At 70.5% G+C, this 26,163-nt stretch carries 18 protein-coding genes; 5 read left to right on the forward strand and 13 right to left on the reverse strand.

Features of this window, described 5'->3' with window-relative positions; all coding sequences use genetic code 11:
- Positions 1 to 52: 52 nt before the first annotated feature.
- The 13 genes from ACH4E8_RS02835 to ACH4E8_RS02895 all read right to left on the reverse strand — a co-directional run bounded on the left by ACH4E8_RS02835 (position 53) and on the right by ACH4E8_RS02895 (position 19,170).
- A complete protein-coding gene (locus tag ACH4E8_RS02835) occupies positions 53 to 1,141 on the reverse strand; it encodes an ABC transporter ATP-binding protein (RefSeq protein ID WP_398443684.1) in 1,089 nt (362 codons plus the stop codon).
- Positions 1,134 to 2,144: an ABC transporter ATP-binding protein gene (locus tag ACH4E8_RS02840; RefSeq protein ID WP_398443686.1), complete on the reverse strand. Its 1,011-nt coding sequence runs from the start codon at positions 2,142 to 2,144 to the stop codon at positions 1,134 to 1,136. The genes ACH4E8_RS02835 and ACH4E8_RS02840 overlap by 8 nt, the downstream gene beginning before the upstream one ends.
- An 11-nt stretch (positions 2,145 to 2,155) precedes the next feature.
- Complete coding sequence (locus ACH4E8_RS02845) at positions 2,156 to 3,145, reverse strand: ABC transporter permease (protein ID WP_398443688.1); 990 nt, start codon at positions 3,143 to 3,145, stop codon at positions 2,156 to 2,158.
- The gene (locus ACH4E8_RS02850; protein ID WP_398443690.1) at positions 3,138 to 4,061 is read right to left on the reverse strand and encodes an ABC transporter permease; all 924 of its coding nucleotides are present in this window, start codon (positions 4,059 to 4,061) and stop codon (positions 3,138 to 3,140) included. Before ACH4E8_RS02850 ends, ACH4E8_RS02845 begins: the two co-directional genes overlap by 8 nt.
- Before the next feature lie 22 nt (positions 4,062 to 4,083).
- Positions 4,084 to 5,721, reverse strand: coding sequence for an ABC transporter substrate-binding protein (locus ACH4E8_RS02855; RefSeq protein ID WP_398443692.1), 1,638 nt, complete (start codon positions 5,719 to 5,721; stop codon positions 4,084 to 4,086).
- A gap of 98 nt (positions 5,722 to 5,819) precedes the next feature.
- Positions 5,820 to 6,755, reverse strand: a complete 936-nt coding sequence (locus ACH4E8_RS02860; RefSeq protein ID WP_398443694.1) for a GNAT family N-acetyltransferase — start codon at positions 6,753 to 6,755, stop codon at positions 5,820 to 5,822.
- A 766-nt stretch (positions 6,756 to 7,521) separates the two neighbouring features.
- On the reverse strand, positions 7,522 to 8,643 hold the full coding sequence (locus ACH4E8_RS02865) for an ABC transporter ATP-binding protein (RefSeq protein ID WP_398443696.1): 1,122 nt from the start codon (positions 8,641 to 8,643) through the stop codon (positions 7,522 to 7,524).
- 25 nt (positions 8,644 to 8,668) lie between these two features.
- Positions 8,669 to 9,730 carry an ABC transporter ATP-binding protein gene (locus ACH4E8_RS02870; protein WP_398443698.1) on the reverse strand — a complete coding sequence of 354 codons (1,062 nt, stop codon included), beginning with the start codon at positions 9,728 to 9,730 and terminating at the stop codon, positions 8,669 to 8,671.
- A gap of 10 nt (positions 9,731 to 9,740) precedes the next feature.
- Positions 9,741 to 10,718 (reverse strand): ABC transporter permease, encoded by a 978-nt coding sequence (locus tag ACH4E8_RS02875; protein WP_361961455.1) that lies wholly within the window; start codon positions 10,716 to 10,718, stop codon positions 9,741 to 9,743.
- Between the two features lie 122 nt (positions 10,719 to 10,840).
- The gene (locus tag ACH4E8_RS02880; RefSeq protein ID WP_398443700.1) at positions 10,841 to 12,646 is read right to left on the reverse strand and encodes an ABC transporter substrate-binding protein; all 1,806 of its coding nucleotides are present in this window, start codon (positions 12,644 to 12,646) and stop codon (positions 10,841 to 10,843) included.
- 97 nt (positions 12,647 to 12,743) lie between these two features.
- On the reverse strand, positions 12,744 to 13,778 hold the full coding sequence (locus ACH4E8_RS02885) for an ABC transporter permease (RefSeq protein WP_398443702.1): 1,035 nt from the start codon (positions 13,776 to 13,778) through the stop codon (positions 12,744 to 12,746).
- Positions 13,779 to 14,384: 606 nt separating this feature from the next.
- Entirely contained in the window at positions 14,385 to 16,286 is a 1,902-nt protein-coding gene (gene typA / locus ACH4E8_RS02890; RefSeq protein ID WP_398443704.1) for a translational GTPase TypA, read from the reverse strand.
- A gap of 508 nt (positions 16,287 to 16,794) precedes the next feature.
- Positions 16,795 to 19,170 (reverse strand): ABC transporter family substrate-binding protein, encoded by a 2,376-nt coding sequence (locus ACH4E8_RS02895; protein ID WP_398443706.1) that lies wholly within the window; start codon positions 19,168 to 19,170, stop codon positions 16,795 to 16,797.
- Positions 19,171 to 19,477: 307 nt separating this feature from the next.
- Here ACH4E8_RS02895 and ACH4E8_RS02900 point away from each other — a divergent pair, with 307 nt between their 5' ends.
- The 5 genes from ACH4E8_RS02900 to ACH4E8_RS02920 all read left to right on the forward strand — a co-directional run bounded on the left by ACH4E8_RS02900 (position 19,478) and on the right by ACH4E8_RS02920 (position 26,104).
- A complete protein-coding gene (locus ACH4E8_RS02900) occupies positions 19,478 to 19,729 on the forward strand; it encodes a hypothetical protein (RefSeq protein ID WP_398443707.1) in 252 nt (83 codons plus the stop codon).
- Between the two features lie 10 nt (positions 19,730 to 19,739).
- Positions 19,740 to 20,597, forward strand: coding sequence for a hypothetical protein (locus tag ACH4E8_RS02905; RefSeq protein WP_398443709.1), 858 nt, complete (start codon positions 19,740 to 19,742; stop codon positions 20,595 to 20,597).
- Position 20,598: 1 nt separating this feature from the next.
- Complete coding sequence (locus tag ACH4E8_RS02910; RefSeq protein WP_398443712.1) at positions 20,599 to 22,548, forward strand: fumarate reductase/succinate dehydrogenase flavoprotein subunit; 1,950 nt, start codon at positions 20,599 to 20,601, stop codon at positions 22,546 to 22,548.
- On the forward strand, positions 22,545 to 23,315 hold the full coding sequence (locus ACH4E8_RS02915; RefSeq protein WP_398443714.1) for a succinate dehydrogenase/fumarate reductase iron-sulfur subunit: 771 nt from the start codon (positions 22,545 to 22,547) through the stop codon (positions 23,313 to 23,315). Before ACH4E8_RS02910 ends, ACH4E8_RS02915 begins: the two co-directional genes overlap by 4 nt.
- Positions 23,316 to 23,995: 680 nt before the next feature.
- The gene (locus tag ACH4E8_RS02920; RefSeq protein ID WP_398443716.1) at positions 23,996 to 26,104 is read left to right on the forward strand and encodes a TPM domain-containing protein; all 2,109 of its coding nucleotides are present in this window, start codon (positions 23,996 to 23,998) and stop codon (positions 26,102 to 26,104) included.
- Positions 26,105 to 26,163 lie beyond the last annotated feature (59 nt).

The raw sequence follows: 26,163 nt of genomic DNA on the forward strand, positions 1-26,163 counted from the left end.
GCGCGCGTATATCGGACGCGCGTCGGGGACGTTGCCCGCAGGTAAAACGACGTCACCCCACTGATGACTCCGGCGGCTCCGGCGCCTCGGGTGCTTCGGGCGGCTCGGGCGGCTCGGGCGGGACCACCCGGCGCTCCTCCGCGAAGTGGCACGCCGACGGGTGCCGCGCCGGGCCCTCCGCCGTCAGCCGGAACTCCGCGGGGACCGCCAGCAGCGGCACTTCCAGCGCGCACCGCTCCTGCGCCTTCCAGCAGCGGGTGCGGAAGCGGCAGCCGGAGGGGATGTGCGCGGGCGACGGCACGTCCCCGTGCAGGATGATCCGGTCCCGGTGCTCGCGCGCCTCGGGGTCCGGCACCGGCACCGCGGACAGCAGCGCCTGGGTGTACGGGTGCGTGGGGTGGTCGTAGATCTCCTCGTCCCGGCCGAGTTCGACGACCCGCCCCAGGTACATCACCCCCACCCGGTCCGAGATGTGCCGGACCACCGACAGGTCGTGGGCGATGAAGACGTACGAAAGGCCGAACTCGTCCTGGAGCCGGTCCAGCAGGTTCACCACCTGTGCCTGGACCGAGACGTCCAGCGCGGACACCGGCTCGTCGGCGACGATCACCTCCGGCCGCAGCGCGAGCCCCCGCGCGATGCCGATGCGCTGCCGTTGGCCGCCGCTGAACTGGTGCGGGTAGCGGTTGAGGTACTCGGGGTTGAGGCCCACCACGTCCAGCAGTTCCTGCACCCGGCGGCGCCGGTCGCCCTTGGGCGCCACCTCGGGGTGGATGTCGTACGGCTCGCCGATGATGTCGCCGACCGTCATCCGGGGGTTGAGCGAGGTGTACGGGTCCTGGAACACCATCTGGATGTTGCGGCGCACCGCCTTGAGCGCGCGGCCGGACAGCTTGGTGATGTCCTCGCCCTTGTAGCGGATCACGCCTGCGGTGGGCCGCTCCAGGTGGACCAGCATCTTGGCGAGGGTGGACTTGCCGCAGCCGGACTCGCCGACGATGCCGAGCGTCTCGCCCCGGTACAGGTCGAGGTCCACGCCGTCGACCGCGCGCACCGCGCCGACCTGCTTCTTGAAGAGGATGCCCCGGGTGAGGGGGTAGTGCTTGACCAGGTCGCGCACCTCGATGATCGTCTCAGGCACCGGGGGCCTCCTCGCCCTTCCAGTCGCGACGGCCGGCCAGGGTGTCCCGCCAGAAGTGGCACGCGCTGTGCCGGCCCTCGCCCGCCTCGTACAGCGGCGGCTCGTCGGTGCGGCACACGTCGCGGACCAGGGGGCAGCGCGGGTGGAAGGCGCAGCCGGGCGGCACGGCCATCAGGTTCGGCGGCAGGCCGCTGATCGCGGAAAGCTGTTGGCCCTTGCGGTCCAGGCGCGGGATGGAGTCGAGCAGTCCGCGGGTGTAGGGGTGGGCCGGGGCCTTGTAGATGTCGTGGACGGGGGCGCTCTCCACGATCCGGCCGGCGTACATCACGGCGATGCGGTCGGCGACGTCCGCGACGACACCCAGGTCGTGGGTGATCAGGATCAGGCCCATCGCGTACTCGTCGCGCAGTTCCGCGAGCAGGTCCATGACCTGGGCCTGGACGGTGACGTCGAGCGCGGTGGTGGGTTCGTCGGCGATGATCAGGGCGGGTTGGAGGGCCAGCGCCATGGCGATCATGATGCGTTGGCGCATGCCGCCGGAGAACTGGTGCGGGTAGTCGCCGACGCGTTCGGCCGCGGCGGGGATGCCGACGCGCTCCATCAGCTCCACCGCCTTCGCCCGGGCCTCCTTCTTCTTCAGGCCGCGGTGGACGGTGAACATCTCGGCCAGCTGGGCGCCGACGCTGAGCACCGGGTTCAGCGCGGAGAGCGCGTCCTGGAAGATCATCGCGATCTCGGCGCCGCGGACCTTGCGGCGTTCGGCCTCGTCGAGCGCGAGCAGGTCCCGGCCGCGGAAGAGGACCCGGCCGGCGGTGATCCTGCCGGGCGGGGTGTCGAGGATGCCGAGGACCGCCTGGGCGGTGACCGACTTGCCGGAGCCGGACTCGCCGAGCACGGCGAGCGTCTCGCCCTCGTCGACGTGGTAGCTCACCCCGTTCACGGCCCGGGCGACGCCGTCCCGGGTGCGGAACTCCACGTGCAGGTCGCGTACTTCGAGCAGCATGCCGGCACTCCTCAGCGCAGCTTGGGGTCGAGGGCGTCGCGCACCGCGTCGCCGAGCATGATGAACGCCAGCACGGTGATCGCCAGCGCGCCGGCGGGCCACAGCAGCATGTGCGGGGCGTTGCGGATGTAGGGGGAGGCGGCCGAGATGTCGATGCCCCAGGAGACGGTGGGCGGTTTGAGGCCGACGCCCAGGTAGGACAGGGTCGCCTCCAGGGAGATGTACGTGCCCAGGGCGATGGTGGCGACGACGATGACGGGCGCGACGGCGTTGGGCGCGATGTGGCGCAGCAGGATGCGGGAGTTGGCGGCGCCGAGGGCGCGGGCGGCCTGCACGTAGTCGTTCTGCTTGGCGGTGATGACCGAACCGCGGGCGATCCGGGAGATCTGCGGCCAGCCGAGCAGCACCATGAAGCCGATCACCGGCCAGACGGTGGTGCTGGTGACGACGGAGAGCAGGACGAGGCCGCCGAGGATCACCGGGATGCCGAAGAAGATGTCGGTGAGCCGGGACAGCAGGGCGTCGCCGGCGCCGCCGAAGTAGCCGGCGAGGCCGCCGAGGACGGAGCCGAGGAGGGCGACGCCGAGGGTGGCGCAGACGCCGACGGTGACCGACGCCCGGGCGCCGTACACGGTGCGGGTGTAGACGTCGCAGCCCTGGCCGTCGAAGCCGAAGGGGTGGCCGGGCTGGGAGCCCTCCTGGGACTTGGCGAGGTCGCAGTCGAGGGGGCTTTCGGAGGTGATGGCCTGCGGCCAGATCGCGATCACGACGAGGAAGAGGATGATCAGCGCGGAGACGATGAAGACGGGGTTGCGGCGCAGGTCGCGCCAGGCGTCGGACCACAGGCTGCGGGGCTTGCCGGCGGGTCCGGTGCCCAGCGGCCCTCCTGGAGTCTTCTCCAGGGTGGCGCCTTCGGCCGTGGCGAGGTCCATGGTGCCGCCCGCGCCGGTCGGCGCGATGGCCCCGCCTTCGTCGAACCGCTCGGGGGGCTGCTCAGGCATAGCGGATCCTCGGGTCGAGTACGGCGTACAGCAGGTCGACGAGCAGGTTGGCGAGCAGGAAGACCAGCACCAGCACGGTCACGAAGCCGACCACGGTCTGGGTGTTCTGGCGCACGATGCCCTGGTAGAGCTGGTAGCCGACGCCGTGGATGTTGAAGATGCGCTCGGTGACGATGGCACCGCCCATCAGGGCGCCGATGTCGGTGCCGATGAAGGTGACGACCGGGATGAGGGAGTTGCGCAGCAGGTGGTGGGTGACGACCCGGTGCCGCGGCAGCCCCTTGGCCTTGGCGGTGCGCACGTAGTCGGAGCGGGCGTTCTCGGCGATCGAGGTGCGGGTGAGCCGGGTGACGTACGCGAGGGAGACGGAGGCGAGCACCAGGCCGGGCACGATGAGTTCGTCGAGCGGCGCCCCGGGTGAGACGGCGGGCTTGATGACGCCCCACTCGACGCCCAGCAGGAGTTGCAGCAGCAGCCCGGTGACGAAGGTCGGCACGGAGATCACCACGAGGGTGAGCAGCAGCACCCCGGTGTCGACGGGCCGGCCGCGGCGCAGTCCGGTGAGCACGCCGAGGGTGATGCCGATGACGATCTCGAAGGCGATGGCGACCAGGGTGAGCCGGATGGTGACGGGGAAGGCGTTCCTCATCAGTTCGGTGACGGGCTGCCCGTTGAAGGCGGTCCCGAAGTCCCCGGTGAAGACGTGGCCCATGTAGTTCAGGTATTGCTGCCACAGGGGCTTGTCGAGGCCGTACTGGGCCCGGAGTTGGGCGGTGGTCGCCGGGTCGCACTGGATCTGGCCGCAGAGTCCGGCGATGGGGTCGCCCATCACGTTGACCATGAGGAAGATCAGCAGGGTGGTGCCGAAGAAGACCGGGATCATCTGGAGCAGACGCCGGATCACGTAACGTCCCATGGGGGCTCCCGAGGCGGCGCCGTCAGGCGACCTTGATCTGGTTGTAGACCGGGACACTGAAGGGGTTGAGCGCGACGTTCGAGACGCGCGGGGAGTAGCCGGCGCTGCCGTTCTGGTACCAGAGCGGGATGGCGGCCATCTGGTCCCGGACCACCTCCTCGGCCCGTTGGAAGGTCTGGACGGCCCTGGCGGTGTCGGACTCGGCGTTGGCCTCGTCCACCAGCCGGTCGAAGTCCTCGTTGCTCCACTTGCCGTCGTTGGAGGAGGCGCCGGTGTAGTAGAGCGGCTGGAGGAAGTTCTGGATGAGGGGGTAGTCCATCTGCCAGCCGGCCCGGAAGGGGCCGCTCATCTTGGACTGGGTGATCTGGTTGCGGAAGTCGGCGAAGGTGCCGATGGGGTTGCCGACGCAGGCGCGGTCGTTGCCGAGCGCGTTGTTGATGCTGTTGCAGACGGCGTCGACCCACTCCTTGTGGGAGCCGGTGTCGGAGTTGTACGAGATCTTCATCGTGCCGCCGGGGATGCCGCCGCCCTCGGCGACCAGCTTCTTGGCCCGGGCGGGGTCGTAGGTGCAGGCGTCGCCGCAGAGCGTCTCGCTGAAGCCGCCCTCGACGCCGAGGACGGGGGACGTCCAGTCCTTGGCGGGGGTGCGGGTGCCGCGGAAGATCCGGGAGGTGATCTCGGCGCGGTTGATGGCCATGGACAGGCCGGTGCGCATCTTGTTGCCCTGCGGGGTGTTCCACCGCGCGTCGTAGAAGGGGAAGGCCAGCGTCTGGATGATGCCGGCCGGGGTGTTGATGTAGCGGTCCCCCAGGTCCTTCTTGACGTTGCGCAGTTGGGCGGCGGGGACGTCGTCGACGAGGTCGAGGTTGCCGGCGACGAGGTCGGTGTAGGCGGTGTTGTTGTCGGTGTAGACCCGTAGGTCGACGCCGCCGTTGACGGCCTTGTCGGGGCCGGGGTAGCCGTCCCAGCGGCGCAGGGACATCTGGGATCCGCGGACGTACGACTTCACGGCGTACGGGCCGTTGCCGACGGGTTTGGCGAGCCAGCCGGCGTGGTCGTCGTAGAAGGACCTGGGCAGCGGGGCGAAGGCGTTGTAGCCGAGGGTGTCGGGCCAGGTGGAGAACTTCTGGCTGAGCTTGACGGTGAAGGTGCGCTCACCGGTGACGGTCAGCCCGGACAGGGTGGTGGCGGTGGGTTCGCCGCTGGCCGGGTGGACCTGGTCGTACCCCTCGATGTAGCCGAAGAAGTACGCGTTCTTCTGGTTGTTCTTGAGGTACGCGCCGTAGTTCCAGGCGTCCACGAAGGAGCGGGCGGTGACCTTCTCGCCGTTGCTGAAGGTCCAGCCGTCCTTCACGGTGACGAAGAAGGTGGTCGAGTCGGTGGTCTCGATCTTCTCCGCGAGCATGTCGTCGGCGCGGCCGGTCTTCGGGTCGTACCGCTTGAGACCGCGGAAGAGCAGGTCGAGGGCCTTGCCGCCCTGCACCTCATTGGTGTTGGCGGGCTCCAGGGGGTTCTGCGGGTCGCCCCAGGAGGAGCGGACGACGCCGTCCGGTCCGCTGCCGAGGTCCTCCGCGCCGCCGCCGCAGGCCGTCAGGGTCGTCGCCGCGAGGGTGACGACCGCCGCGGCGACGATCCTGCTGGCGTGCGCGGCTCCCCGCATCCGGTGCCTCCTCGGTCCTGGACTCCGCCTCGTCTAGGACCGAATATCACCGCATAACGGGGTGGACCGCATGTCAGCTCACCCGAACGGTGGAGGTGTCACGTCCCCCGCACGGGCAGGGTGACCTCCCAGGTGTCCACCGCGAAGTACTGACCCATGCCGTGCGCCTCGTACAGCCGCAGCGCGCCGCTCTCGTTGTCGGTGTCCACGCCGAGACCGATCTGGTCGCGGCCGAGTGCGGCGTACGTCGCGAAGGCGTGCCGCAACAGGAAGCCCCCGACGCCCTTGCCGCGCACCTGTCGGCGCACGCCCAGGGCGTTGATCCAGGCGTGGGCCTTGCGGTGGTTGGACGTGACGAGGGCGGCGACGTCCTCGCCGTCCAGCGCGGCGATCCACAGCATCGACCAGTCGACCAGCTCGCCGAGGTCGTCGAGCCACTGCTCGTACGAGCGGTCCTGGTGGTCGTAGTGGTCGGCGAAGGTCTCCTGGAGCAGCGCGTGCGCGGTGCGGCGGTCGGCCTCGTCCCGACAGTCCCGCAGGGTCAGCCCGGGCGGCGGGGTGGGCTGCGGGTCCGCGTCCGGGGCGAGCCGGCGGGTCATCACGTAGTAGCGGCGGACCGGCTTCCAGCCGCGGCGGCCGAGCATGGCGAGGTCCAGCGTCGGGTTCACGTTCACGCTGAGGTGCACCACGGCCCGCTCCGCGCCGTTCTCCCCGGCCTTCTCGACGGCCCGCGCCTCCATGAGCGCCATGACCTCTTCGGCGAGGTCCTGGTGCTCCGGCAGCCCGTACTGGTCCATGTCGATGCGCTCGGCGTCGGAGTCGTCCCACAGCAGCCCGTACACCACCAGCTCGTCGCCGACGAACCCCAGCCAGGAATTGCGCGGCAGGTCGGCGTCCGGGTGCGACAGGTCGGCCCGCACGGAGACGAGGTCGGTCTCGGGCCGCCCGACTTCGAGCACGTCGACGGCGTTGAGGAGGTCGGTGACGAGCGCGGCGTCGTCGAGCGTTGCGGGCCGTACGGAATGCGCGTCCATGCCCCCACTGTGAGCGCGGGCGCGATCCGCCAGCAACCAGTTTTCCCCCTGCGGGACGCCCACGACACCGTCGCCGATTCCCCGCGGGTGCGTTGGGCTCTGCGGGCCGGTGGGTGGCTGGTGGCGCAGTTCCCCACGCCCCCTGTGCCCTCCGGGTGCAGGGCCCCGGCCCCTCTGACGTACCCGCCGCTTCTCTGCGGGTGCGTTGGTCTCCGCGGGCCGGCGGGTGACTGGTCGCGCAGTTCCCCGCGCCCCTGGACCTTCCCACCGTTTCCCCACGGGGCACGATGGTCTCTGCGGGCCGGTGGGTGGCTGGTCGCGCAGTTCCCCGCGCCCCTGACTACCTCGCCGTGGTCGTGCCGGTGCGCTGGTCTCCGCGGGCCGGTGGTGGCTTGTGCGCAGTTCCGCCCCCTACGCCCGGAGGGCATGGGGGGGGACCCCAGCGCCTCTGCTGCCCTTGTCGACCACCTGCGGGTCGGGCACGTGTTGCCCTACGCCCGCAGGGCGTGGGCAATCAGGGGCGCGGGGAACTGCGCGACAAACCACCCACCGGGCCGCAGAGACCAGCGTGCCGCCCCGCAGGGAAACGGCGAGTACGTCCAGGGGCGTCGGGGCCGAGGGCACGGGAAGCCACACGCGCAAGGGGGCAGCGACGCCGTCACGCGACCCGCAGTGAACTCGCCGACCCGCCCGGAGGGCACAGCGCGGCCCCGGGCGCGCCGGCAAGGGCGCCCGGGGCCGGGCCGAAACAAACCGCGTCGGCGAGCTACTTCTGCTCGTCCTCCAGCGCCGCAAGCGCCGGGTCCAGCACGATGTCCTCCGCGCGCGCCTCCGTCGACGGGTCCTCCGGGAAGTGGCACGCGGTCAGGTGCCCGTCCCTGTTCCCGTCCAACTGCACCAGCGGCGGCGCCTCCGTCGCGCACTTGTCCTGCGCCTTCCAGCACCGGGTGCGGAACCGGCAGCCGGACGGCGGTGCGATCGGCGACGGCACGTCGCCGGCGAGGCGGATGCGCTCCTTCTTGTCACCGTCGACGTCCACCTCCGGCACCGCCGACAGCAGCGCGTGGGTGTACGGGTGACGCGGCCGGTTGTAGAGGGAGTCGCGGTCGGCGACCTCCACCACCTTGCCCAGGTACATCACCGCGACGCGCTGCGAGAAGTGCCGCACCACGGCCAGGTCGTGCGCGATGAACACGAACGCGATGCCCAGGTCCCGCTGGAGGTCCTGGAGCAGGTTCACCACCTGCGCCTGGATGGAGACGTCCAGCGCCGAGACGGGCTCGTCCGCCACGATCAGCTTCGGCTCCAGGGCGAGCGCCCGGGCCACGCCGATGCGCTGGCGCTGACCGCCGGAGAACTCGTGCGGGAAGCGGTTGAAGTGCTCCGGGTTGAGCCCGACGAACTCCATGAGCTCGCGGACCCGCTTCTCCCGGCCGCCGGTCGGGTTGATCCCGTTGATCTCCATCGGGCTGGAGATGATCGTGCCGACCGTCTGCCGCGGGTTCAGCGAGGCGTACGGGTCCTGGAAGATCATCTGGATCTCGGACCGGATCGGCGCGAGCTGCTTGCGGCTCGCGTGCGTGATGTCCCGGCCCTGGTAGCTGATCTTGCCGCCGGTGGGCTCCAGCAGACGGGTCAGCAGTCGACCGGTGGTCGACTTGCCGCAGCCCGACTCGCCCACCAGGCCGAGGCTCTCGGCCGGGTAGATGTCCAGGCTGACGTCGTCGACGGCCTGGACCGCGCCCACGACCCGTTTGATCGGGAAGCCGCCCTTGATGGGGAAGTGCTTGGTCAGCCCCTGCACCTGCATCAGCGGCTCGGACGAGGTCCGGTTGCGCTGCTGCGGGGACGCGTCGGTCGCCGCCGTGGTCTTGGTGTTCTCGCTCATGGTCATACCCCAGTCGCCGGGTCAGTCAGCCCAGGCGGGGCTGAATCCTCTCGATGAAAACCTGCTGCCGCGCGTCCGCCGGGATGTGGCACGCGGCGGCGCGCCCGTCCGGCAGCGGCGGACGCTCGCTCGTGCACCGACCGCCGGCCACCAGGTCGACGTGGGCGCACCGCGGGTTGAACGGGCAGCCGGTCGGCGGGTTGAGCAGGCTGGGCGGCGAGCCCGGGATGGGCTGGAGCGGCTCGTCCACGCCCGCCGAAAGGCGCGGCATCGACCCGAGCAGACCCCAGGTGTAGGGGTGCTGCGGCTCCTTGAGCACTTCGCGCACGGAGCCCCGCTCCACGGCCCGCCCTGCGTACATCACCAGCAGGTCGTCGGCGGTGTTCGCGACCACGCCCAGGTCGTGGGTGATCAGGATGATCGCGGAGCCGAACTCCTGCTGGAGGTCCTTGAGCAGGTCGAGGATCTGCGCCTGGACCGTCACGTCGAGCGCGGTGGTCGGCTCGTCGGCGATCAGCAGCTGCGGGTTGCACACCAGGGACATGGCGATCATCGCGCGCTGGCGCATGCCGCCGGAGAACTGGTGCGGGTAGTCGTCCACCCGGGCCTTGGGGTCGGGGATGCCGACCTTGCCGAGCATCTCGATGGCCCGGTCCCGGGCCTCCTTCTTGCTCGCGCCGGTGTGCTTGCGGAACGGCTCCGAGATCTGCCGGCCGATCGTGTAGTACGGCGACAGGGCGGTCAGCGCGTCCTGGAAGATCATCGCCATCTTGTTGCCGCGCAGCGTTTCGAGCTGCTTCTCCGACGCGTTCGTCAGGTCCTGGCCTTCGAGCTCGATGGAGCCGCCGATGGTGGTGTTCTTCGGGTTGTGCAGGCCCAGGATCGTCAGGTTGGTCACCGACTTGCCGGAACCGGACTCGCCGACGATGCCGAGCGTCTTGCCGCGCTGGAGGTCGAACGAGAGCCCGTCCACCGCCTTGACGACGCCGTCCTCGGTGGAGAACTGGACACTCAGGTCGCGCACCGAGAGGAACGGCTTCGAGTCGTTCGGAGCCGGAGCACCTTCGGTCTTGGTGAGAGTGGTCACGGTCGTTCTCCTAGGACAGGCGCACGCGCGGGTCGATGAGGGCGTACAAGGCGTCCACGATGATGTTGAAGAAGAGGATCAGGGCGGCGCTGAAGATCATCACGCCCATGGTGAGCGGCAGGTCCTTGTCGATGACCGAGTCGCGCGCCAGCCGACCGAGGCCGGCGAGGCCGAAGGTGAGCTCGGTGACCATGGCGCCGCCGAAGAGCGCGCCGAGGTCGATGCCGAGGATGGTGACGATCGGGGTGAGCGAACCGCGCCAGGCGTAGCGGAAGAAGACGTACTTGCTCGACATGCCCTTGGCCCGGGCGGCGCGCACGTGCTCCTCCTGGAGCTGCTCGATCATCGTCGAGCGGGACATACGCGTGTAGTTGGCGGTGAAGATGACCGACATCACGCACCAGGGGATCAGCAGGCCCATGAACCAGCCGCCGATGTCCTCGGAGAACGGCACGTACGCGGGCTTGTCCAGCAGACCGCTGCTGTAGACGAAGATGCCCATCACGACGGGGCCGAGGAAGTAGATCTGCAGGGAGGACAGGACGAGCGAGCTGCCGCTGAAGAACTTGTCGACCGCGGTGCCGCGGCGCGCGGCGGCGATCATGCCGGCGCCCAGGCCGACGGTCAGGAAGACCAGGAGGCCACCGGCCGAGAGCGAGATGGTCAGCGGGAGGCGGTCGAGGATCGTGTCCCAGACCATCTGCTGGTTGTCGAAGGAGACGCCGAAGCAGGGGGCCGAGCAGTGACCGACGGCGAAGTCACGACCGGCGAAGATCCCGACCACGTAGTTCCAGAACTGCACGGGCACCGGGTCGTCGAGGCCAAGGTTCTTGTGGATGACCTCAAGAGCGTCGGGGGTGCAGTTCTTTCCGCACGCCAGCAGAGCTGGATCCTGTGGGATGGCGAAGAACATGAAGAACGTGAACGCGCTGATCAGAAAGAGGATCAGGCCAGCGCCAAGCGTCCGACGAATGATGAATTGAAGCATGGCTGGTCGCTGCTCTCAGGACGGCGGCTTTGGGGGGTACGAACGGGAGGGCCCGCGCTCCGGGGGGTGCCGCACTGTTGTGTGCACCCCCCGGAGCCGGCCCGCGCGCTGAGCGGTGGTGGTTACTTCTTGAGGTAGAGGCGCGTCACGTCGATCGCGCTCAGCTCGTTGGAGTAACGCGCTCCGCCGACGTTCGAGCCCTGGATCTGCAGCGACCGGGTGAAGTAGAGCGGCGCCGCCGGGTTGATGCGCTCCACGATGTCGTGGTGCAGCGCGGTCCACGCCTTCTGGGCCTCGGCCGGGTCCGTGATCTTCTTGATCCGGGCGATCTCATCGTTGACCTTGGGGTCATTGATGTGGGAGTAGACCGAGGAGCCGTCCTGCAGCTGCTTGCCGTCGTACAGCGGCGGGATCACGGTGGACGCCGCCGGCCAGTCCTGGCCCCAGCCGGTCATGTAGAGGTCGAGACCGTTGTTGACCTTGCCGACCTGCTCGTACCAGGTGGCGCCGTCGATCTCCTTCTTCTGGACGTTGAGACCGATCTTCTTCAGAGCGTTCTCGATGACGACCGACTGCTGCTGACGCTTGGGGGTGTTGGCGTACGCGTAGGTGACCTTCAGGCCCTCGGCGTTCGCCTCCTTGATCAGCTTCTTGGCGGCCTCGATGTCACCGTTCGGCTTCTTGGCCTTGCCGAACGGGTCGTAGTCCTTCTCGAAGCCCGGCAGCGTCGGGGCGAGCAGACCGGTGGCGACCTCGCCGCCGTAGGCACCGCCGTCCGGCTGGAAGATGTTCTGGTTCGGCATCGCCAGGGTGATGGCGTCGCGGACCTTCTTGTCCTTCATCCGGTCGAGGTTGAAGTTCAGCTGCCAGACGTAGGGCTGGTAGCCCTGGATCGTGCGGGCCTTGGCCTTGGCGTCCGACATGACGTTGCGGACCTGGGTCGTGGCGACCGTGCCGGTCAGTTGGATGGCGTTGGCCGCCTCGCCGCGGTCCGAGTGGATCGCCTTGGTCTGGGCCTCGTCGTCCTGGTTGAAGGAGACGTTGAAGCCGTCCACGTACTGGTGGCGGACCGAGTCGGTCTTCGGGTCCCAGTTCGGGTTCTTGACCAGCTTCGCGGACTTGCCCGGCTTGAAGTTGGCGACGTCGAAGGTGTACGGGCCGAGGGAGACCGGCGCGGTGTCGTACTTCTCCTTGGTGTCCGCCTTCTTGGGGACGATGGAGTAGCCGGTCATCGCCAGCGCCTGCGGCAGGTCCGGCTGCGCCGTCTTGAACTTGAAGATGACGGTCTTGGCGTCCGGGGTCTCCAGGACGTCGTCCGGCAGCTTGGCGCCCTTGTACGGGCCGTCCGGGAGCGCCTTGCGGTAGGTGGTGCCCTCGCCGGAGAGCCACTGCTGGATGTAGAGCGGGCCGTCGGTGATGAACGGCGCGTACATGCGCTCGATGGTGTGGCGGACGTCCTCGGACGTGATGACGTTGCCCGCCGAGTCCTTGACGCCGTCCTTCAGCGTGAACTTCCAGGTCTTGCCGCCGTCGCTGCTGGAGCCGGAGTCGGTGGCGATGTCACCGACGACCGTCAGCTTGCCGGTCTCGTCCTCCTGGTACTGGGTCAGACCGCGGTGCATCAGACGGCCCAGCAGACGCGCGTCGCTGACGTAGCTCTGCGCCGGGTCCAGGTGGGAGAAGTCGTCCGCCTGGTAGATGGCGATGGTGCCGCCGGGCTTGGCACCCGGAATCGGGGTCGCGGGGCCGGTGGACGCCTTGGCGTCACCGAAGCTGACGGCCGCGGACTGCTTGGCCGCGTCCTCCTTGCTCTTGCCCTTGTCCTTGGAGTCGCCGCCGTCGTTGCTGCCGCAGCCGGTGAGGGCCAGCGAGCCCGCCGCCAGGGCGACGACGACAGCGCGCGCCTTGCGCGTGCCAAAGATGCTCATGGTGATGAGACCTATCTGTCCGTAGTGATCCAACAGCGCCGACCGTTCGACCGGTCGGCACCGGAGCCTGAGCGGCAAACTGTCCGCAGTGGGAGGGTCAGCGTCCCGACTTGGGGTCGAAGGCGTCCCGTACCGAGTCGCCCAGCAGGTTGAAGGACACGACGAAGACGACCATCGCGATACCCGGGAAGAACATGTACGCCGGGTCCTGCTCGTAGACGTCCGCACCATTGGCGAACATCCGGCCCCAGTCAGGAGTGGGCTCGACGAACCCGACACCCACGTAGGAGAGGAAGGCCACCGAGAGAATCGTGGCGGGCAGCATCAGGGTGGCCTGCACGAGAATCGGTGTGACCAGGTTGGGCAGCAGTTCCTTGCGGATGATCCGCCAGGGCGAAGCCCCCGCGACCTTGGCAGCCTCCACGAACTCCCGCTCGCGCAGGGAGAGGGACGCGGCCCGGATCAGACGGGACAGGCCCATCCAGCCGAGGAACGAGAGCACCACGATGATCGCGGTGGCACGCAACCAGGTGGGAGTGGCGTCCTCGGGGCTGACGAACGCAGCCGTGATGACGGGCATGGAGGCGATGAAGAACAGCTGGCTGGGGAAGCCCAGCAGGAAGTCGGTGAACCGGCCGAGCCAGTAGTCGATCTTCCCGCCGAAGTATCCGCCGACCAGGCCGATCAGCACGCCGACCGTCACCATCACGATCGTCGCCGCGAGCGCGGTGTAGATCGAGGTGCGCATGCCGTACAGCAACTGGGTGAACACGTCGCGGCCCAGGATGGGCTCGATGCCGAACCAGTGGTCGCCGGTGACCCCGCCGAAGGTTCCGGTCGGGATGCTGAACTCGTCGAGCAGCTCGGGATTGTCCTGCCCGTAGAGCTCGTACGGGTTCTTGCCGTACACCTTGGCGATCACGGGCGCGAGGGCGGCGATCACGAAGAAGAAGATCACGATGCACGCGGAGGTGACCCCGACGCGGTCGCGCTTGAACCGTCGCCACATGAGCTGGCCGGGCGAGAGCCCGACGGGGTCCTTCGTCTGCGGCGCCGGGCTCTTGGGCTCGATCTCCGCGTCGTCCAGGACCACGGACGTCTGTGCGTCCTTGGTGTGCGCTGAGCTCGTCACGATCGCTCAGCCCCCATGGGGATCACTATCGCACGCACGACCCATTCGGCGCTTATGGCACCACGCATGGGGTCCTCCTCATGAGTTCACTTGTCACTGCATAAGGGACACGTCGAGTTACGCGGTACGCCGACACCCCTGACGGCGATCGCACTCAAGTGCCCCGAGTGTGCTCGTGAGTCGGCGCTCCCCACAGCGCATGACCCGTTGACCCGAGCTCAGTGAAGCCAACTATTGGGTAAGTTCACGCCGTAAACCACACTTAAAGCATCTCGTTTTGGCAACATCAGTCAGCCCTTGAGGCCCAAAATTCGGACAAAGGGATCGCAGACAGACACCCCCGAAACGGACTGTTAATACAGGTTTCCGGTGAGCTACGCCCGATAGTCGGACGGCCGGGGTACGAAAACCTGTTGACGCCGATCCTCTGATCGGGCTTCAGTCACCGAGTCTTCCACCCCCCGGACATCAGCAAACGGCCCGGACGCCCCCAACTTGCGGGGCCGTCCGGGCCGTTTACTTTGTTGCTATATGTCCGTTACGCCGCTTACAGCCGAGTTGCCGGGCCTGGTACGGCCCGGCGGGGTCGGCCGGCGGGGGAGAAAATCAGCCGTGCTTGGCGCGGGAGGCCGCGCGGGCGCGCTCCCGGGCGTCCAGGTTCACCTTGCGGATGCGCACGGCCTCCGGGGTCACCTCGACGCACTCGTCGTCCCGGCAGAACTCCAGCGACTGCTCCAGCGAGAGCTTGCGCGGCGGCACGATCGCCTCGAAGGAGTCGGCGGAGGAGGAGCGCATGTTGGTGAGCTTCTTCTCCTTGGTGATGTTCACGTCCATGTCGTCGGAGCGCGAGTTCTCACCGACGATCATGCCCTCGTACACCTCGGTGCCCGGCTCCGTGAACAGGACGCCGCGCTCCTGGAGGTTGGTCATCGCGAAGGCCGTCACGGCACCCGAGCGGTCGGCGACCAGCGAACCGTTGTTGCGGGTCGTGAGGGTGCCGAACCAGGGCTCGTGGCCCTCGTGGATGGAGTGGGCGATGCCGGTGCCGCGGGTGTTCGTGAGGAACTCCGTGCGGAACCCGATCAGACCCCGGGAGGGCACGACGAACTCCATGCGCACCCAGCCGGAACCGTGGTTGGACATGTTGTCCATCCGGCCCTTGCGGACGCCCATGAGCTGGGTGACCGCGCCCATGTGCTCCTCGGGCACGTCGATCGTCATCCGCTCGACGGGCTCGTGGACCTTGCCGTCGACCTCCTTGGTGACGACCTGCGGCTTGCCGATGGTGAGCTCGAAGCCCTCCCGGCGCATCTGCTCGACCAGGATCGCCAGCGCCAGCTCACCGCGGCCCTGCACCTCCCAGGCGTCCGGGCGCTCGGTCTCCAGGACGCGGAGGGAGACGTTGCCGACCAGTTCGCGGTCGAGACGGTCCTTGACCTGGCGCGCGGTGACCTTGCGGTCCTTGACCGCGGCCTTGTTGTCGGCGCCCTTGCCGGTGCCTCCGCGGCCGACGAGCGGCGAGGTGTTCGTACCGACGGTCATGGAGATCGCCGGCTCGTCGACCGTGATCAGCGGCAGCGCGATCGGGTTCTCCGGGTCGGCCAGGGTCTCGCCGATCATGATGTCCGGGATGCCGGCGACCGCGCAGATGTCACCGGGGCCGGCGACCTCGGCGGGCTTGCGGGTGAGCGCCTCGGTCATCATCAGCTCGCTGATGCGGACGTTGGAGATGGAGCCGTCGCGCTTGATCCAGGCCACGTTCTGGCCCTTGCGCAGCTCGCCCTGCTCGACCCGCAGCAGGGCGATGCGGCCGAGGAAGTTGTCCGCGTCCAGGTTGGTGACGTGCGCCTGGAGCGGGGCGGACTCGTCGAAGTCGGGAGCCGGGACGTACTCCAGCAGGGTGGAGAAGAAGGGCTCCAGGCTGTCGCTGTCGGCCGGGACCGTGCCGTCGGCGGGCTTGGTGAGCGAGGCGACGCCGTCACGGGCGCACGCGTAGACGATCGGGAACTCGATCTGGTCCTCGTCGGCGTCCAGGTCGAGGAAGAGGTCGTAGGTCTCGTTGACGACCTCGTCGATGCGGGAGTCCGGGCGGTCGGTCTTGTTGATGCAGAGGATGACCGGCATCCGGGCCTGGAGCGCCTTGCGCAGGACGAACCGGGTCTGCGGGAGGGGGCCCTCGGAGGCGTCCACCAGCAGCACGACGGCGTCGACCATGGACAGGCCGCGCTCGACCTCGCCGCCGAAGTCGGCGTGGCCGGGGGTGTCGATGATGTTGATCGTGACGGGGGCGCCGCCGTCCTTCGGGTGGTACTTCACCGCCGTGTTCTTGGCGAGGATCGTGATGCCCTTCTCACGCTCCAGGTCGTTCGAGTCCATGACCCGGTCGTCGACCTGCTGGTGCGCGGCGAAGGCGCCGGCCTGCTTCAGCATGGCGTCGACGAGCGTGGTCTTGCCGTGGTCGACGTGGGCGACGATGGCGACGTTGCGGATATCGGAGCGGGTGGGCATGCTGGCTGGCGCTTCTCTCGATCGTGGGATGCGGCGTTCGTGAAGGGCTGCGCTTCCTCTGACGCCCGCCGGGGCGAACGCCCACGGCTCGTCCCATGGTACGGGCCCGCGCGATCCGGGGCCTCCCGGTCCACCCCCGGCCCCGATCCTCCCGCCCGCCGCGCCCCCGAGCAAGCGCCTTGAGCGACATCTGAGCTTCCCGCCCACCCAGGCGGATTACCCCAGGTAACCCGCCCGGAGGGGCGTCCTCGTCCCCTCCTCCGGGAAACACCGTCCCCCGGGCGGCCTTGCGCCCCCGCCCTTGGACGTTCCCGCCGTTTCCCCGCGGAGACCAGCGCACCAGCACGACCACGGCGAGGTAGTCAGGGGCGCGGGGAACTGCGCGACAAGCCACCCACCGGCCCGCAGAGACCGTCGCGCCCCGCAGGGAAACGGAGGGAAGGTCCAGGGGCGCGGGGAACTGCGCGACCAGCCCACCACCAGCCCGCAGGGCTACGGCGCGGCGGGGCTACTCGTCTTCCGAGGACCCGTCCTCGGATTCCGCGCCCGCCTCGCCCGTCGGAGACGGCTTCGGCAGCACCGGCGGCGGACCCGCCTTCTTCGCCGCCGCCGGCGTGAACCCGATGTCCTGGAACCGCGGCGTCGCGAAGCCGAACGCCCCCGCGTTCAGCACCGCCGGCCGCGTCGCCACCAGCTCCGGCCGCTGGTACAGCGGGATCGAGCCCGCCGCCGCCCAGATCCGCGCGTCCGTCCGGCGCACCAGGTCGCGCGCCTCGTCCTCGTCCAGCTCCCCCGCCGCCTGGTCGAAGAGCTGGTCGATGTAGTCCGTACCGACGCGGGTGTAGTTCTGCTCCACCAGCAGGGAGCCGTCGCTCGCGGGTTCCGGCTTGGCGTAGATCGGGCGGGCGTCCGTCGCGGGGTACGCGGTGGCCGGCCAGGAGTACAGCGCGAGGTCGTACTGGCCCGAGGCGATGTGGTCCCGGAAGTAGCTCTCGTCGGAGACCTTGGTGATCTGCGTCTGGACGCCGATCCGCTTCAGCATCTGGGCGACCCGCTCGCCCACCGCCCGCAACGAGTCGGACCCGGGCCCCGACGGCAGGACGAAACGCAGCGTGAGCGCCTTGCCGTCCTTGCCGACGCGTCCGCCCGCGGCGACGGGCGCTGCGGTGCCGGCCGGGGCGTACGCTCCGGCGGCGCCCTTGCCCGGCGCCTTCTTCCCGTCGGCGCCGTCGGCGCCCTGGGCGCCATCGGCGTCCGCCGCCATCACCCGCTGCTGTACGGACAGGTCCTCGTACGACACCGGCGCGGGCGCCAGGACGCGCGTGCCGTCGGCCCCCTCGTCGCCCACGATGTACAGCCCCTCCTGGGAGGGCCCCTCCTGCCGCTTCTTCGCGGCGCCGGCTGCCGTCTCCCGTCCGGGGGCCTTCCCGTCCGACGACTCCTCCGCGCCTTCGGAGGGGGACGCCGACGCGGACCCGCTCGGGCCCGCCTTCGCCGGTGCGGGCTTCTTGACCGCGCCGCCGGGCGTCCAGCCCGCGTCCGCGAGCAGCGCCTGCGCCTCCTGGGTGTTCTGCTCGCCGAGCGCGCCGCTGTTGTCGGTGTAGTCGCGCTGGCCCTCCAGCGCCAGGTGGCTGCCGGGCGGATTCGCCGGCAGCCCCAGCGGGCGCAGGACGATCTCGGCCAATTCCTTGCGGTTCAGCGCCCGTGCCACGGCCCGTCGCACCCGGTCGTCGGCGAGCGGCCCGGACTCGCCGTTGAGGGCGAGTTGGGTGTACGCGGGCTCCAGGGTCTTGCGGACCGCGAAGCCGCGAAGCCCGGCCTGCTCGACCGCGTACCGTTCGATCGCCTCGGCGGTCTGCTCCCGCGCGGCCTGCGCGATCTCCGCGGCCTCCTCGTCGGAGCCGTTGGCGAGCGCCCAGGACTTGAGCGCCTTGGCGGGGGTCTGGGCCGCGGCGGGGCCGTGGCCGGGCTGCTGGCCGCCGGTGGACTTGTTCCGCACGGCCAGCGCGATGCGGTCCGCGGTCGCCCGGTCGACCTCGGCGACGTCGACCTTTCCGCTGGCCAGCGCGCCGGCCCGCTTGTTGCGGGGCACGGCGCTGAGCACCAGCGCGTCCAGCTTGGGCTGGTCGCCCCACCAGCGGGGGTTGCGGACCAGGGTGACGTCCTTCTTCTTGCGGTCCACCGCGCCCAGGATGAAGGGGCCGGCGGTGGCCTTGATGGTGTTGCGCGCGCCGTCGTTGAAGGCGTTCGGGGCGCCGGTGACGTCCTTGGGGTACAGCGGGGTGAAGAGGGAGCGCCAGTCGGCGTACGGCTTCTTGAAGGTGACCCTGACCTCCAGGTCGTTGGCGCCCTTCTGGATCTCCTCGATCCGGTCGTACCCCGCGTTGCGCGCGGTCCAGAAGGCGGTGTTCTGGCCGCTGAGCGCCCGCCACTGGGAGACGAAGTCGGGTGCGCCGATCTCCCGGCCGTCGCTCCACACCGCCTTCTGGTTGAGCTTGTAGAGCACCACCTGCTTGGGCTCGCGCTCGATGACCTCGGCGGACTCCAGGAAGTCGGGGTTGCGCTGCGGGCGGCCCTTGGGGTCCAGGGTGAACAGCGCCGGCAGCACGGCCTGCGCGACCCGGGCGGTGGCGGCGTCGGCGTCGGCCTGGAAGGCGTTCAGCGTGGTCGGCATGGAGTCGACGGCCCAGCGCAGGGTGCCGCCTTCGCCCACCTTCTGGCGCACGGTCTGCGCGATGTCCTGGGCCGCGGGCCGCCCGGTCAGCTCCTCCTCGTCGGCGCCGCACCCGGCGAGCGCGGGCACGGCGAGGACCGAGCTGGTCAGCAGGGCCACGGAGCGCAGCGTCCGGGACCGGAAGGTCTGGAAGGTCCGGGCCTGGGCCATGGGTCCACCTTTCACGATCATCACACCGATCACACCGATTCCGGTCCACTGAAGTGGACGAAGCGCACACGGTGGCGTCGACACGGCGCTACCGGCGCACAAGGTCACCCAGCCGGCCCACCGACATACGTAACAAAACGCTCACGAAGCGACAAAATGGAGGGAGTGAGATCCAGACAACCAGGGGCGCGCACGTAGCCCGTGCGCCAGCAATCCCTGCGCGTCCCTTCACAAGCGGGGATGTGACGCGCAACACTCGCTGGCGCATGAGCGACGCCACCGCACCCTGCGGAAGTGAGGACACGTCATGTCCGAGCAGGAAGAACTGACCGCGATCACGCGCCGTCTCGACGATCTGGTCCAGCGCGTCGGAGAGCTGGAACGCACCGTCGACCGACTGGGCGGCGTGGGTGCGCGGCCCCGCGGCACCGGCCTGAACACGGACCGGGCCGGGGACCGCCAGGAGCTGGTGACCATCCCGGACGCGCCGTACGACTCCGCGCTGTGGACGGACTCCGACGACGAGGGGTTGGGCGTCCGAGACCGCCGCGCTCCCTAGGAGACCTTCGTTGGCCACTGGTACCGAACCGTCACAAGTCCATAAGGACGGGCCTTCGGGCCCGCAGAGGGGCGCGCGTGCGGGTGTGCACGGCCCGACGCGCGCCGCCATCGCCCCGCGCCACCTGCGGACCGACCGCTGGTGGCTCTCCCCCGCGGCGACCGCGGCGGGACTTCTCGCCTTCGTCGTCTACTCGTCGTGGCGGGCCTTCTCCGGCGCCGACTACTACTCCGCGCCGTACGTGTCGCCCTTCTACTCCCCCTGCCTCTCCGTGGACTGCGTCCCCATGAAGGCGGGCACGGACTGGGGGATCATCGGCAGCTGGTGGGGCCTGTCGCCCGCGCTGCTGATCCTGATCTTCCCGCTGGGCTTCCGGCTGACCTGCTACTACTACCGCAAGGCGTACTACCGGGGCTTCTGGGCCTCGCCGCCCGCCTGCGCGGTCGCCGAGCCGCACCGCTCGTACTCCGGCGAGACCCGCTTCCCGCTGATCCTCCAGAACCTCCACCGCTACTTCTTCTACGCGGCGGTGCTGGTCGCCGGGGTGCTCACCTACGACACCGTGCTGACCTTCCGCGACGAGGACTACGACTGGGGCCACATGGGCCTCGGCACCCTGATCTTCCTCGTCAACATCGTGCTGATCTGGGCGTACACCCTGTCCTGCCACTCCTGTCGGCACATCGTCGGCGGACGGCTCAAGCACTTCTCCAAGCATCCGGTCCGCTACCGCATGTGGGGCTGGGTCAGCCGGCTGAACGGCCGGCACATGATGCTGGCGTGGGCCTCGCTGATCAGCGTCGCCGTCGCCGACTTCTACGTGTACCTGCTCGCGTCCGGCGCCATCGACGATCCGAGGTTCTTCTGACATGCCGCAACTCGAACGCCAGCAGTGGGACGTCGTGGTGGTCGGTGCGGGGGGCGCCGGCCTGCGCGCCGCCATCGAGGCGCGTCAGCAGGGCGCCCGTACCGCCGTGATCTGCAAGTCCCTCTTCGGCAAGGCCCACACCGTGATGGCGGAGGGCGGCATCGCCGCCTCCATGGGCAACGTGAACTCCGGCGACAACTGGCAGGTCCACTTCCGCGACACCATGCGCGGCGGGAAGTTCCTCAACCAGTGGCGGATGGCCGAGCTCCACGCGCAGGAGGCCCCCGACCGGGTGTGGGAGCTGGAGACCTGGGGTGCGCTCTTCGACCGCACCGCCGACGGCAAGATCTCCCAGCGCAACTTCGGCGGCCACGAGTACCCCCGGCTCGCACACGTCGGCGACCGCACCGGCCTCGAACTGATCCGCACCCTCCAACAGAAGGTCGTCTCCCTCCAGCAGGAGGACGCGGCCGAGACGGGCGACTACGAGTCCCGGCTGAAGGTCTTCCAGGAGTGCACCGTCACCCGCGTCCTCAAGGACGGCGACCGGGTCACCGGCGTCTTCTGCTACGAGCGCGAGTCCGGGCGCTTCTTCGTCCTGGAGGCGCCCGCGGTCGTCCTCGCCACCGGCGGCATCGGCAAGTCCTTCAAGGTCACCTCGAACTCCTGGGAGTACACCGGCGACGGCCACGCACTCGCCCTGCTCGCCGGCGCACCGCTGCTGAACATGGAGTTCGTGCAGTTCCACCCCACCGGGATGGTCTGGCCGCCGTCGGTGAAGGGCATCCTCGTCACCGAGTCGGTGCGCGGCGACGGCGGGGTGCTGCGCAACTCCGAGGGCAAGCGGTTCATGTTCGACTACGTCCCCGACGTCTTCAAGGAGAAGTACGCGCAGTCCGAGGAGGAGGGCGACCGCTGGTACGAGGACCCGGACCACAACCGGCGTCCACCGGAACTGCTCCCCCGCGACGAGGTGGCCCGCGCCATCAACTCCGAGGTGAAGGCGGGGCGCGGCTCGCCGGCGGGCGGCGTCTTCCTCGACGTCTCCACCCGGATGCCGGCGGAGGTGATCCGACGCCGACTGCCGTCGATGTACCACCAGTTCAAGGAACTGGCGGACGTGGACATCACCGCGGAGGCCATGGAGGTCGGCCCGACCTGTCACTACGTGATGGGCGGCGTGGCCGTCGACTCCGACACGGCCTCGGCGGTCGGCGTGCCCGGGCTGTACGCGGCGGGCGAGGTCGCCGGCGGGATGCACGGCTCCAACCGGCTCGGCGGCAACTCCCTCTCCGACCTGCTCGTCTTCGGACGGCGGGCGGGGCTGCACGCGGCGCAGTACGCGCTGGAGTCGGGCGAGCGCGCCGTGGTGGACGACGCCCAGATCGACGCGGCGGCCGCGGAGGCGCTGCGCCCCTTCGGCACGGCCACGGCCGCGGGCGCCGACGCCGCTGACGAAGGGGACGGCGGGCTGGAGAACCCGTACGCCGTCCACCAGGACCTCCAGCAGACGATGAACGACCTCGTCGGCATCATCCGTCGCGACGGCGAGATGCGCCGGGCCCTGGAGCGGCTGGCCGAGCTGCGGGTGCGCGCCCGGCGGGCCGTGGTCGAGGGCCACCGCCAGTTCAACCCCGGCTGGCACCTCGCCCTCGACCTGCGGAACATGCTGCTGGTCAGCGAGTGCGTGGCCCGCGCGGCCCTGGAACGCACCGAGAGCCGGGGCGGCCACACCCGCGAGGACCACCCCGCGATGGACCGCTCCTGGCGGCGGGCGAACCTGCTGTGTCGACTGGTCGACCCGACCGGCGCGCGTACGGCCACCGACCCCGGCGCCCCGCAGATCACCCTGGAACGGAAGACCACCGACCCCATCCGACCCGACCTGCTCGCCCTCTTCGAGAAGGAGGAGCTGGTCAAGTACCTCGCCGAAGAGGAGCTCTACGAGTGAGTGCGTACCAGGCCAGCTTCAGGGTGTGGCGGGGCGACCAGGACGGCGGCGAGCTGCGGGACTTCGCCGTCGAGGTCCACGACGGCGAGGTCGTCCTGGACATCATCCACCGCCTCCAGGCGACCCAGGCGCCCGACCTCGCGGTGCGCTGGAACTGCAAGGCGGGCAAGTGCGGTTCGTGCAGCGCCGAGGTCAACGGGCGGCCGCGGCTGATGTGCATGACGCGGATGTCCGTCTTCTCCCGCGAGGAAACGATCACGGTGACGCCGCTGCGGGCGTTCCCCGTCACCCGCGACCTGGTCACCGACGTGGGTTTCAACTACACCAAGGCCCGTGAGGTGCCCTCGTTCGTCCCCCCGCAAGGGGTGGCGGCGGGCGAGTACCGGATGCAGCAGGTCGACGTCGACCGGGCACAGGAGTTCCGCAAGTGCATCGAGTGCTTCCTGTGCCAGGACACCTGCCACGTGGTGCGCGACCACGAGGAGAACAAGCCCGCGTTCGCCGGCCCGCGCTTCCTGATGCGCGTCGCCGAGTTGGACATGCACCCGCTCGACGCGGCGGCGGAGACCGGCCTCGACCGCAAGCGGACGGCGCAGGAGGAACACGGCCTCGGCTACTGCAACATCACGAAGTGCTGCACCGAGGTCTGCCCCGAGGGCATCAAGATCACGGACAACGCGCTGATCCCGCTGAAGGAGCGGGCGGCGGACAAGAAGTACGACCCGCTGGTGTGGCTCGGCAACAAGATCCGCCGCCGCGCTGACTGACCGCCGGCACGTGGCCCGGGCGCGGTCGGGGAACCCGCCGCGGCCGGGCCACGTGCCGCCTCCACGGTGGTACGGGTCCGCTCCTGTCCGCGGGAGCGGAACCCGGGGGTCGCCGTCACCCGCCGCCTGCGCCGCCTGCGCTGCTGGGCTGACTGACGGGCACTCGCCGCGGACCCACCCGTTGTCCGCCGCCTGCGGCCCGGTGGGGCTTGTTCGCGCAGTTCCGCCCCCTACGCCCAGAGGGCGTGGGGGGACCCCCAGCGCCCCTAAAGACCCTCGTCCCGCAGGTATCCGATGGGGGCAGCGAACCAGGGGCGCGGGGAACTGCGCGACCAGCCACACACAGCCCGCAGACGAAAGGGGGCTTCAGGGGCGCTGGGGCCCCCACGCCCTCTGGGCGTGGGGGGCGGAACTGCGCGACAAGCCACAGACTGCCGGCACAAGGCCACCGCACCCGCAGAGAAACGGCGCTGCTTGGGGGCGCTGGGGTCCCCCCGTGCCCGCAGGGCACAGGGGTAGAAACTGTGCGACCAGCCCACCACCGGGTCGCAGAGACCAACGCAACCCGCAGGGCTGCGGCGAGCGCGTCCACATGAGCCACCCGCGGCCCGCAGGGCTACCGCGGTCGAGGGAGGCGTCGTCGAGTCGCGACGGGAAAGGCACGGACATAGCCTCCCCATGTGACGCGAATCGCCCACCGGCTGCTCGCCACCGCGCTGGTGGCGGCATGGGCGCTGGGCGGCCCCGCGGCACCCGCACCCCCACCCGCCACCGCCACCGCCCTCGCGCCGCTCGACGACCCCGTCGCCCTCTCCCGCGACGGCCAGATCACCGACCGCGTCGGCGCCCTCGGCACCCGTACGGCCGACGTCACGCGCGCGCTCGACCGGCTGTACGACGGCCAGCGGCTCCAGCTCTTCGTCGTGTACGTGCGGGACTTCTCCGACCACACCGCCCAGGGCTGGGCCGACGCCACCGCCCGCCGCAACGGGCTCGGCACGGACGACGTGCTGCTGGCCGTCGCCACGCACGAGCGGCAGTACGCGTACTGGGTGGCCGCCGCGTCCCGGCTCACGGACGCCCAGCTCGCCGACGTCGCGCGCACCGCGATCGTGCCGCCGTTGCGGCAGCACGACTGGGCCGGCGCCGCGATCGGCGCCGCCGACGGATACGACGCGGCGCTCGGCGGGCAACCCGTGCCGACGCCCGCCGTCACGCCCGGCGACCCGGACCCGGGCGCCGCGCCCGTCGGGACCGGCGCCGGGGACCTGGTGCTGCCGGTCGGGGTCGCGATCGCGGTCGCCGGCGTCGCCGGGTACGCCGCGCTGCGCCGGCGCAAGCGCAGCGCCACCCGCACCACCCCGCAGGGCGGCCAGGCCGGCTGGGGCGGCGGCGCCGACACCGGTCCGCCCCTCCAGGAACTGGACGCAGCCGCCCGGCAGGCGCTCGTCGACACCGACGACGCCCTGCGCACCAGCCAGGAGGAGCTGGGCTTCGCGACGGCGCAGTTCGGCGAAGCCGCGGCGAAACCCTTCGTCGAGGCCGTCGCCCACGCCCGCGCGCAGTTGACCGCCGCGTTCCGGCTGCGCCAGCAACTCGACGACGCGTTCCCGGAGGACGACGCCACGCGCCGCCGCATGCTGACCGAGATCGTGGAACGGTGCTCGGACGCCGACCGCCGCCTCGACGCGGAGGCGGCGGACTTCGACCGGCTGCGGGACCTGGAGCGCACCGCGCCCGACGCGTGGGAGGCGGTGCGCGCCGCGTGGGCCGAGCTGGACGGGCGCGCCATCAGCACGGAGGCCGCGCTCACGGTGATGCAGCAGCGGTACGCGCCCTCCGCGTCCGCACCGGTCGCGGGCGACCCCGCGCAGGCCCGGGACCGGCTCGTCTTCGCCAAGACCGCCGTCGATCGGGCCCGTACGGCGCTCGACGGCGCCGACCGGGCGACCGCCGCCGTCCAGATCCGCGCGGCCGAGGGCGCGCTGGCCCAGGCGACCCGGCTGGTGGAGGCGGTGGACCGGCGGGCGCAGGAGATCGCCGAAGCGGTGGGCGCGCTGCCCGGTGCGCTCACCGAGACGGACAGCGACCTCGCCGAGGCCCGCGGCGTACTGAAGGGCACCGCGCCCGAGGAGTCCACTGCCTCGCTCCAGGGCCGGATCGCCCGGGCGGAGGCCGTGGCCGCGGAGGTGCGTCGGGAGATGGCGGCCGAACGGTACGACCCCATCGACGCGCTGCGCCGCCTGGACGAAGCGGACGCCGCGCTGGACGAGGCGCTCGCGGGCGCGCGGGCCGCCGACGAAGAGGTGCGACGGGCGCGGGGGCTGCTCGGCCAGGCCGAGCTGGGGGCGCGCGCCGCGGTGGGTGCCGCCGCGGACTACGTCACCACGCACCGCGGTGCCGTCGGCAGCGAGGCGCGCACCCGGCTGGCCGAGGCGCAGCGACACCTGGAGCTGGCGGCCCGGCCGACCACCGGAGGAGCCGGCGACGCACGGACCGCGCTCGCCGAGGCCCAGCGGGCCGACGCGCTGGCCCGGGAGGCGCTGCGGATCGCGGAGCAGGACGTACGCGCGTACGGCAATCGCTTCGGCCCGGGCGGCGGCGGCAGCGCGGGCGGCGGTCTGGGCGGTGCGGTCCTCGGCGGGATCATCCTGGGCGGGCTGTTCGGCGGGGGTGGAGGAGGGCGAGGGGGCGGCGGCTTCGAGGGCGGAAGCGGGGGGTACGGCGGCCGGCCCGGCAGCTTCGGCGGCAGCGGCACCCGCGGCCGGATGGGCGGGGGGCGTTTCTGAAGGGCACGGCGCACCCGCACGGCGCGGACCGTCACGGCGTCTCAAGGAGGAGCAGCACG

Origin of the sequence: Streptomyces sp. NPDC017979, assembly GCF_044328175.1 — a bacterium.
Lineage (GTDB): Bacteria > Actinomycetota > Actinomycetes > Streptomycetales > Streptomycetaceae > Streptomyces.

What these genes read in the sequence shown, in the direction of transcription:
- ACH4E8_RS02850 (WP_398443690.1), bottom strand. Translation starts at nt 4,061, where the DNA reads ATGGGACGTTACGTGATCCGGCGTCTGCTCCAGATGATCCCGGTCTTC.
- ACH4E8_RS02880 (WP_398443700.1), bottom strand. Translation starts at nt 12,646, where the DNA reads ATGAGCATCTTTGGCACGCGCAAGGCGCGCGCTGTCGTCGTCGCCCTG.
- ACH4E8_RS02900 (WP_398443707.1), top strand. Translation starts at nt 19,478, where the DNA reads ATGTCCGAGCAGGAAGAACTGACCGCGATCACGCGCCGTCTCGACGAT.
- typA (WP_398443704.1), bottom strand. Translation starts at nt 16,286, where the DNA reads ATGCCCACCCGCTCCGATATCCGCAACGTCGCCATCGTCGCCCACGTC.
- ACH4E8_RS02865 (WP_398443696.1), bottom strand. Translation starts at nt 8,643, where the DNA reads ATGAGCGAGAACACCAAGACCACGGCGGCGACCGACGCGTCCCCGCAG.
- ACH4E8_RS02860 (WP_398443694.1), bottom strand. Translation starts at nt 6,755, where the DNA reads ATGGACGCGCATTCCGTACGGCCCGCAACGCTCGACGACGCCGCGCTC.
- ACH4E8_RS02875 (WP_361961455.1), bottom strand. Translation starts at nt 10,718, where the DNA reads ATGCTTCAATTCATCATTCGTCGGACGCTTGGCGCTGGCCTGATCCTC.
- ACH4E8_RS02895 (WP_398443706.1), bottom strand. Translation starts at nt 19,170, where the DNA reads ATGGCCCAGGCCCGGACCTTCCAGACCTTCCGGTCCCGGACGCTGCGC.
- ACH4E8_RS02855 (WP_398443692.1), bottom strand. Translation starts at nt 5,721, where the DNA reads ATGCGGGGAGCCGCGCACGCCAGCAGGATCGTCGCCGCGGCGGTCGTC.
- ACH4E8_RS02910 (WP_398443712.1), top strand. Translation starts at nt 20,599, where the DNA reads ATGCCGCAACTCGAACGCCAGCAGTGGGACGTCGTGGTGGTCGGTGCG.
- ACH4E8_RS02845 (WP_398443688.1), bottom strand. Translation starts at nt 3,145, where the DNA reads ATGCCTGAGCAGCCCCCCGAGCGGTTCGACGAAGGCGGGGCCATCGCG.
- ACH4E8_RS02840 (WP_398443686.1), bottom strand. Translation starts at nt 2,144, where the DNA reads ATGCTGCTCGAAGTACGCGACCTGCACGTGGAGTTCCGCACCCGGGAC.